The sequence below is a fragment of the Microvirga brassicacearum genome, assembly GCF_008757455.1.
In the GTDB taxonomy this organism is placed as follows: domain Bacteria; phylum Pseudomonadota; class Alphaproteobacteria; order Rhizobiales; family Beijerinckiaceae; genus Microvirga; species Microvirga brassicacearum.
Map to the genome: position 1 here is coordinate 1 of NZ_VCMV01000059.1, position 6,361 is coordinate 6,361.

Annotated in this window: 8 protein-coding genes; 3 read left to right on the top strand and 5 right to left on the bottom strand. The window is 66.9% G+C overall.

The genetic code is table 11. From position 1 onward, the window contains the following. Positions 1–548: RluA family pseudouridine synthase (locus FEZ63_RS21535; protein WP_244622926.1), on the bottom strand; the 548-nt coding region annotated here is incomplete at its 3' end. 52 nt (positions 549–600) lie between these two features. Here FEZ63_RS21535 and ftsY point away from each other — a divergent pair. Beyond that, positions 601–1,872 (top strand): signal recognition particle-docking protein FtsY, encoded by a 1,272-nt coding sequence (ftsY, locus tag FEZ63_RS21540; RefSeq protein ID WP_150948504.1) that lies wholly within the window; start codon positions 601–603, stop codon positions 1,870–1,872. Positions 1,873–2,109: 237 nt separating this feature from the next. Then, a complete protein-coding gene (locus FEZ63_RS21545) occupies positions 2,110–2,703 on the top strand; it encodes a septation protein A (protein ID WP_150948507.1) in 594 nt (197 codons plus the stop codon). A gap of 65 nt (positions 2,704–2,768) precedes the next feature. On the opposite strand, the gene FEZ63_RS21550 is transcribed toward FEZ63_RS21545, so the two are convergent. Continuing rightward, complete coding sequence (locus FEZ63_RS21550; protein ID WP_150948510.1) at positions 2,769–4,154, bottom strand: adenylate/guanylate cyclase domain-containing protein; 1,386 nt, start codon at positions 4,152–4,154, stop codon at positions 2,769–2,771. Positions 4,155–4,257: 103 nt separating this feature from the next. On the opposite strand from FEZ63_RS21550, the gene FEZ63_RS21555 reads away from it, so the two are divergent. Beyond that, the gene (locus FEZ63_RS21555; protein WP_150948513.1) at positions 4,258–4,746 is read left to right on the top strand and encodes a YaiI/YqxD family protein; all 489 of its coding nucleotides are present in this window, start codon (positions 4,258–4,260) and stop codon (positions 4,744–4,746) included. Here FEZ63_RS21555 and FEZ63_RS21560 read toward each other — a convergent pair. Genes FEZ63_RS21560 through FEZ63_RS21570 form a run of 3 tightly spaced genes read right to left on the bottom strand, consistent with a single transcriptional unit; the run spans position 4,712 to position 6,241 of the window. Further along, positions 4,712–5,317, bottom strand: coding sequence for a DsbE family thiol:disulfide interchange protein (locus tag FEZ63_RS21560; protein WP_150948516.1), 606 nt, complete (start codon positions 5,315–5,317; stop codon positions 4,712–4,714). The two genes, FEZ63_RS21555 and FEZ63_RS21560, sit on opposite strands and share 35 nt — an antisense overlap. A 4-nt stretch (positions 5,318–5,321) precedes the next feature. Further along, positions 5,322–5,498: a heme exporter protein CcmD gene (gene ccmD / locus FEZ63_RS21565; RefSeq protein WP_201274245.1), complete on the bottom strand. Its 177-nt coding sequence runs from the start codon at positions 5,496–5,498 to the stop codon at positions 5,322–5,324. A gap of 2 nt (positions 5,499–5,500) precedes the next feature. Continuing rightward, the gene (locus FEZ63_RS21570; protein WP_150948522.1) at positions 5,501–6,241 is read right to left on the bottom strand and encodes a heme ABC transporter permease; all 741 of its coding nucleotides are present in this window, start codon (positions 6,239–6,241) and stop codon (positions 5,501–5,503) included. Positions 6,242–6,361 lie beyond the last annotated feature (120 nt).

The window sequence follows — 6,361 nt, forward strand, 5'->3', positions numbered from 1 at the left end:
ACCCCTGACCCCTCCCCCTTGTGGGGAGGGGTCAGGGGTGGGGGTGGTGATTCCACGCTCGAGGGTTCGCCGCTGGCACCCCTACCTTCAACTCCTCCCCACAAGGGGGAGGAGAGTTCCTCGGCGCTTCGCCCCAATACCCGCCATTGCGTCAGCGATGGCTGGCCTTTCGGGTCGACCTTCATCCACCAGCCGCGATCGGGGGATTTCGGTGCCAGCGGCAGGTCGATCTCGCCCTCGTCCCCGGCCGGGCCGCCTTCCACCACGGCCCAATAGACCTTGTCGACTTCGTTGCGGCGAAAGAGATCGTTCAGCCGGGCGAGCGCCTTCGGATGGCGGCCGAGGATCAGGCAGCCCGACGTGTCCTTGTCGAGGCGGTGGGCCGCCTCGGGCCGGCGCGGCAAACCGAAGCGGAGGGCATCGAGATGATGCGTCAGCGTCTCGCCACCCTTGGGGCCGGGATGGACGGGCAATCCGGCGGGTTTGTCGATCACGAGCATCAGGGCATCGCGAAAGAGCAGCCTCGATACTATCTCTTCCGCATTCATGAGGCCTCGGCTATCGAGGCTTGCACATCAAGTAAAGAGGCGGCGACACTCCATGGCGGACACCAAGCCCGACAAGCCCGGATTTTTCTCGCGTCTGTTCGGTCGCCCGGCGGACGAAGAGACGAAGCCGACGGCGGCCGAGCCTTCCGTCGCCGAGGCACCGACCTCTGTCGCGCCCGGCCCGGGAGAGGCCGGCCTTGCCTTCACCACGGCCGTCACCGCCCCGGAAGCGCCCGAGCCTGTCGTCACGCCGTCGTCGCCCGACCTTCCGCCTGCGCCGCCAGCGGGCGAGATCGCGGGCGCGGATCTTCAGCCGATCGAGCAGGATGTGGGGCCGGCCGCATTGGCGCCGCTCACCCCGGCGCCGGCTGCTGGTTCAATCACCGAGCCGTTGCCCGCCCCGCAAAGCTGGTGGCAGCGGCTGTCGCAGGGCATGAAGCGGACTTCGTCCTCCCTGTCGGACAGCGTCACCGGCCTGTTCACCAAGCGAAAGCTCGATCACGCCACCCTCGAGGAGCTGGAAGACGCGCTGGTGCGGGCGGATCTCGGCGTCGCCACGGCCATGCGCATCACCGAGGCGGTCTCGGCTGGCCGTTACGACAAGGAAATCGCTCCCGACGAGGTCCGGGCGATCCTTGCCCAGGAGGTCGAGAAGACGCTGGCCGGCGTGGCCCTGCCGCTCGTCATCGACCGGTCGACGAAACCCTATGTGATCCTCATGGTGGGGGTGAACGGAGCCGGCAAGACGACCACCATCGGCAAGCTGTCGCAGAAATTCCGCCAGCAGGGCCTGAGCGTCATGCTGGCCGCTGGCGACACCTTCCGCGCCGCCGCCATCGAGCAATTGAAGGTCTGGGGCGAGCGCGTCGGCGCCCCCGTCATCGCCCGCCCGCAAGGGTCGGATGCGGCGGGCCTTGCCTTCGATGCGCTGGTGGAGGCCAAGGCGGCCGGAACGGACGTGCTGATTATCGACACGGCGGGACGATTGCAGAACAAGGCCGGCCTCATGGCCGAACTGGAAAAAGTCGTGCGCGTGCTGAAGAAGGGCGATCCGGCCATGCCGCACGCGACGCTTCTGGTGCTCGATGCTACCGTCGGCCAGAACGCGCTCAGCCAGGTCGAGCTGTTCCAGAAGATCGCCGGCGTCACCGGTTTGGTGATGACCAAGCTCGACGGCACGGCGCGGGGCGGCATCCTGGTGGCGCTGGCGGCCAAATTCGGTCTCCCGGTCCATTTCATCGGCGTCGGCGAGGGCGTGGAGGATCTGGAGCCCTTCGCGGCCCGGGATTTCGCCCGCGCCATCGCGGGACTGGAGCATGGTTGAGCGCGACATTCTTCCCTCACCCTTGCGGGGAGGGACCGAGGGTGGGAGTGGGTCGACTGGCCGTGCGGTTCTGAAATGACGCTCGCAACGCCGTCTTCGTCTCGACTCCAATGCGCGTGGATCCCGCTTTTCGACCCCCACCTCCAACTCTTCCCCGCAAGGGGGAGGGAGCGCGTCGGCGTTCCCGCGCCATCCCGTCAGTATCCCTCTCGCCCGAACTTCATGTAAAAGACCCGAATGACCGATCAAAAACGCCTCCCGCCGCTCCTCAAGCTGGTCCTCGAACTTGGTCCCCTGGCGCTGTTCTTCTTCGCCAATGCGTATGCGGACCGGTTCGGCTATGTGGACGATCAGCGCGTCTACGCGGCCACCAGCCTGTTCATCGTCGCGACCGTGGTGGCGCTGGCGATCAGCTATGGGCTGATCCGCAAATTGCCGATCATGCCGCTGATCTCCGGAATCGTGGTTCTCATCTTCGGCGGGCTGACGCTCTACCTGCAGGATCAGGTTTTTTTCCAGCTCAAGCCCACCATCGTGAACACCCTGTTCGGCGTGATCCTTTTGGGCGGCCTCTATTTTCGCAAGAACCTGCTGCAGGTCGTGCTCGACAGCATGTTCGAGTTGACCGATGAGGGCTGGCGCAAGCTCACGCTCCGCTGGGCGCTGTTCTTCTTCGTGCTGGCGGCCCTGAACGAAATCGTCTGGCGGACGCAGACATGGGATTTCTGGGTCAGCTTCAAGGTGCTGGGCATCGTGCCCCTCACCATCGTGTTCGCCCTCGCACAGACGCCGCTGCTGCTGCGCTACGACGCGAACAAGAAGGAAGCTTAGGGGCCGGGGACGGAGCACCCACGCGCGCTCCTCCCCCTTGTGGGGAGGGTCAAACGCCGGCGGTTCTAAGCAGGGCCCGCCTTCGGCCCCATCAGCACGAGCCTGCGCGTGACGCCCGGAAGCGGCGGGCACTCGACTTCGGTCCACAAGGCTTCCTCGCCCGCGGCCACCACGGCCTCTTGCGATACGAGGCAGTCGCAACGGACGGCCTTGGTGGCCTGTTCGATCCGCGCTGCGGTATTGACGGTCTCGCCGAGGACCGTGAATTCGAGCCGGTCCGCGTCTCCGACCACGCCGCAGAACATCTCGCCGGTGTGGATGCCGATCCCCACCCGCAACGGCGGCTCGAATCCGCGTTTGGCGTTCCAGCGCTCGACGAGATCGAGCAGCGTGCGGCCGCAGGCAAGCGCCCGGGCCGCGTCGTCGGGCTTCGCCTCCGGCACACCGAACAGGATCAGCGCGCCGTCGCCCGCGAACTTGTCGATCATGCCCCCATGCATGGCAGCGGCCTGGATCACCCGGCGGCGGAACGACGCGATGAAGATGGCAAGCCGCGCCGGATCCATGTTCTCGCCGAAGCTCGAGGAATCGCGGATGTCGACGAACAACAGCGTGGCGGTGATGCGCTGGCCCGCCCGCAAGGCGTCGAAGGCCCGATCGGACAGGATCGGTGCAAGTTCGCGCGGCAGATAGCGCGTGAGGTTGACCCGCAAGGTCGTCTCCTGCACGGCGCGTTCGAGCAGCAGGCGACCCTGGCGCGCAACGAGAATCAGGATCAGCGCGGCCGCCAGCACCATCACGACGCGCACGAGGTTGGCTTGCGGTGAAAAGAAACCGCCGAGCTCGCCGAGATCGGTTCCGGCTCCGCTTAGATCGATCATCGGCTCGGCGAAAGCCAAGAGCGACAGGCCGATCACATAGACGGCCGCCACATAGATCTGCAGCCGCGGCTGATAGTGGATCGCTGCCGCCGCCATGGTGATCGGCACCACCCACGTGACCGGAAAGATCGAAAACAGATTGCCCTCCAGACCGATGCCCCAATGGCTGTAGGCAAGATTGCCCAGCACCAGCAGCGCGTCGATGCTCGCGGTGACCGCCGGCAGCTTGTTGACGGCGATGCGCCGCGAGGCCAGCCACGCTCCGGCCCAGCCCAGCGCGCCGAACAGCGTGAGCGTCAGCGTCGCCGCGCGAATCTGTTTGTGGGCGGCAGGCGACATGTCGAGGCCGGCGGTCGCGAGCAGCACGGTGAGCATCAGGAGCGCGGCGACGACCATGCGGGCGATGCCGGCCCGGCGCAGGGCTGCCACGTCCGCCTCGCGAATCAGGCGCTGCGTCGCCTCGCTGATCTGGTGGGTGGTGCGCAAGTGCCGGAGCGACATCCACGCGGAGGCGATCCGCGGCCGCAGGGGCACATGGCTGCGGCTCGGGGAACCGTCAGTCGGTCTCACGGTTGGGCGAACTTTCTAAAAACCGTCAGGTCCTCGCCTGATGTCGCAGGACGTGTCATTGGATTCTGGCGAAACAGTGCTCGATGCGGGACATTTATTATCGATGACGACGCCACCTCAAGCCATCGAAATCTACATCGATGCCGACGCCTGTCCGGTGAAGCCCGAAATCTACCGGGTCGCCGAGCGCCACCGAACCCCTGTCTTCGTGGTGGCGAACAGCTTCATCAACGTGCCGCGCGATCCGCTCATCGAGCGGGTCCTCGTCGGCGCCGGATTCGATGCCGCGGATGACTGGATCGCTGAGCGCGCCCGGCGCGGCGCTATCGTGGTGACGGCCGACATTCCTCTCGCCAGCCGCTGCGTCAAGGCCGGCGCCGACGTGATCGGCCCCACCGGGCGGCCTTTCACCGAAGCGTCCATCGGCATGGCGCTGGCGACGCGCAACCTGATGGAGGATCTGCGCGCCATGGGCGACGTCTCGGGCGGGCCGAGGCCTTTCTCGCCGAGGGACCGTTCGGCTTTCCTGAGCGCTCTCGACGTAGCGATCGTTCGGCTCAAGCGGGCGGGATTTTCCTCAGGCGCGCCATGAACCCCGGCATCGCCTCCACCGTGAGCGGTCCGATATGCTTGTGGCGGATCATGCCGTCGGGGCCGACGATAAAGGTTTCGGGGACGCCGTAGACGCCCCAATCGATCGAGGCGCGGCCCTTCGGGTCGGTGCCGACGGCCGCGAACGGATTGCCGAGCGCACCGAGAAAGCGGCGCGCATTGTCGGGATTGTCGCGCTGGTTGATGCCCACGACCTGGATCGACGGGTCTTTCGCCAACTCGACGAGCAACGGATGCTCCTGCCGGCACGGGCCGCACCAGGAGGCCCAGACGTTCACGACCGTCACCCGGCCGCGGAAATCCGCATCCGAGAGGCCCGGCACGAGCTTGCCGTTGGCGACCAAGCCCTCGAGCGGCGCGAGCGTGAATTTCGGCGCCGGCTTGTCGATGAGAGCCGAGGGCACCTGCGAGGGATCGCCGCCACCGAGGCGGAAGACGAAGAGCAGCGCCAGGCCGACGAAAACAACGACCGGCAACAGGAAGAGGATGCGGCGCCGTGGTTTTTCCGGAGCCGGCGGGGCGGGGACAGCATCGCGACCGCTTGCGGTCATGGCGCTACGCCGCTCCTTGCGGTGTTTTTTGGCGGGCCGACCGGCGCCCGGCGCCGCGCGCTTCGAGTCTCGCCAGCGCGCGCTTCTGCAGCCGGAAATCGATCACTGCGCGCACGATCAGGCCCGCGACGATGAGCAGCGTCACCCCATAGGCCCCGGCGATGAAGACCGCGTGCGGCATGGTCAGGCCGCCTGCGCATCGAGGCGCTCGGCCTCGAGGATGGTGAGCGTACGGACGCGGCGGCGCAGGATTTCGGTGCGCATGCCGGACAGGTGAAGCGCCAATCCTAGCAATGTGAACGCGAGCGCCATGACGAGGAGCGGCACCAGCATCGACGGGTGGATGGTCGGTCCGTCGAGGCGGAAGACCGAGGCCGGCTGGTGCAGGGTGTTCCACCAATCGACCGAGAACTTGACGATCGGCACATTGACGGCGCCCACGAGGGTCAGGATCGACACCGCGCGCGCCGCGCGGTTGGGCTCCTCGATGGCGCGCCAGAGGGCGAGGATGCCGCCATAGATCAGCAGCATGACCAGCATGGAGGTGAGCCGCGCATCCCATTGCCAATAGGTGCCCCACATGGGCTTGCCCCAGAGGGAGCCGGTGACGAGGCAGATCAGCGTGAAGGCGGCGCCGATGGGGGCGGCGGCCTTCTGCGACACGTCCGCGAGGGGATGGCGCCAGACGAGGGTGCCGAGGGCGGAGGCCGCCATGATCATGTAGAAGAACAGCCCGAGCCAGGCCGCCGGCACATGGATGTACATGATCCGCACGGTCTCGCCCTGCTGGTAATCGGCCGGCGAGGCAAACCAGACGAGATAGAGCCCGACCGCGAGCAGGATCCCGGCCGCTCCCGACAGCCACGGCAGCAGCAGGCCGCTGAGGCGCATGAAGCGGGTCGGATTGGCGAGTTCGCGGATCATCAGCCCGATGTAGCGGGCCGGAAGCAAGCCTGCAACGAGAGGATTGCCGCAAGGTGTGCGGGCGGGCTCGTCGGGCGGGACGGCGGGGATTCCCTCCCCCTTGTGGGGAGGGTTAGGGTG

Coding starts and splice junctions, on each gene's coding strand:
- ftsY (WP_150948504.1), top strand. CDS start 601: ATGGCGGACACCAAGCCCGACAAGCCCGGATTTTTCTCGCGTCTGTTC.
- FEZ63_RS21545 (WP_150948507.1), top strand. CDS start 2,110: ATGACCGATCAAAAACGCCTCCCGCCGCTCCTCAAGCTGGTCCTCGAA.
- FEZ63_RS21555 (WP_150948513.1), top strand. CDS start 4,258: ATGACGACGCCACCTCAAGCCATCGAAATCTACATCGATGCCGACGCC.
- FEZ63_RS21560 (WP_150948516.1), bottom strand. CDS start 5,317: ATGACCGCAAGCGGTCGCGATGCTGTCCCCGCCCCGCCGGCTCCGGAA.
- ccmD (WP_201274245.1), bottom strand. CDS start 5,498: ATGCCGCACGCGGTCTTCATCGCCGGGGCCTATGGGGTGACGCTGCTC.
- FEZ63_RS21570 (WP_150948522.1), bottom strand. CDS start 6,241: ATGATCCGCGAACTCGCCAATCCGACCCGCTTCATGCGCCTCAGCGGC.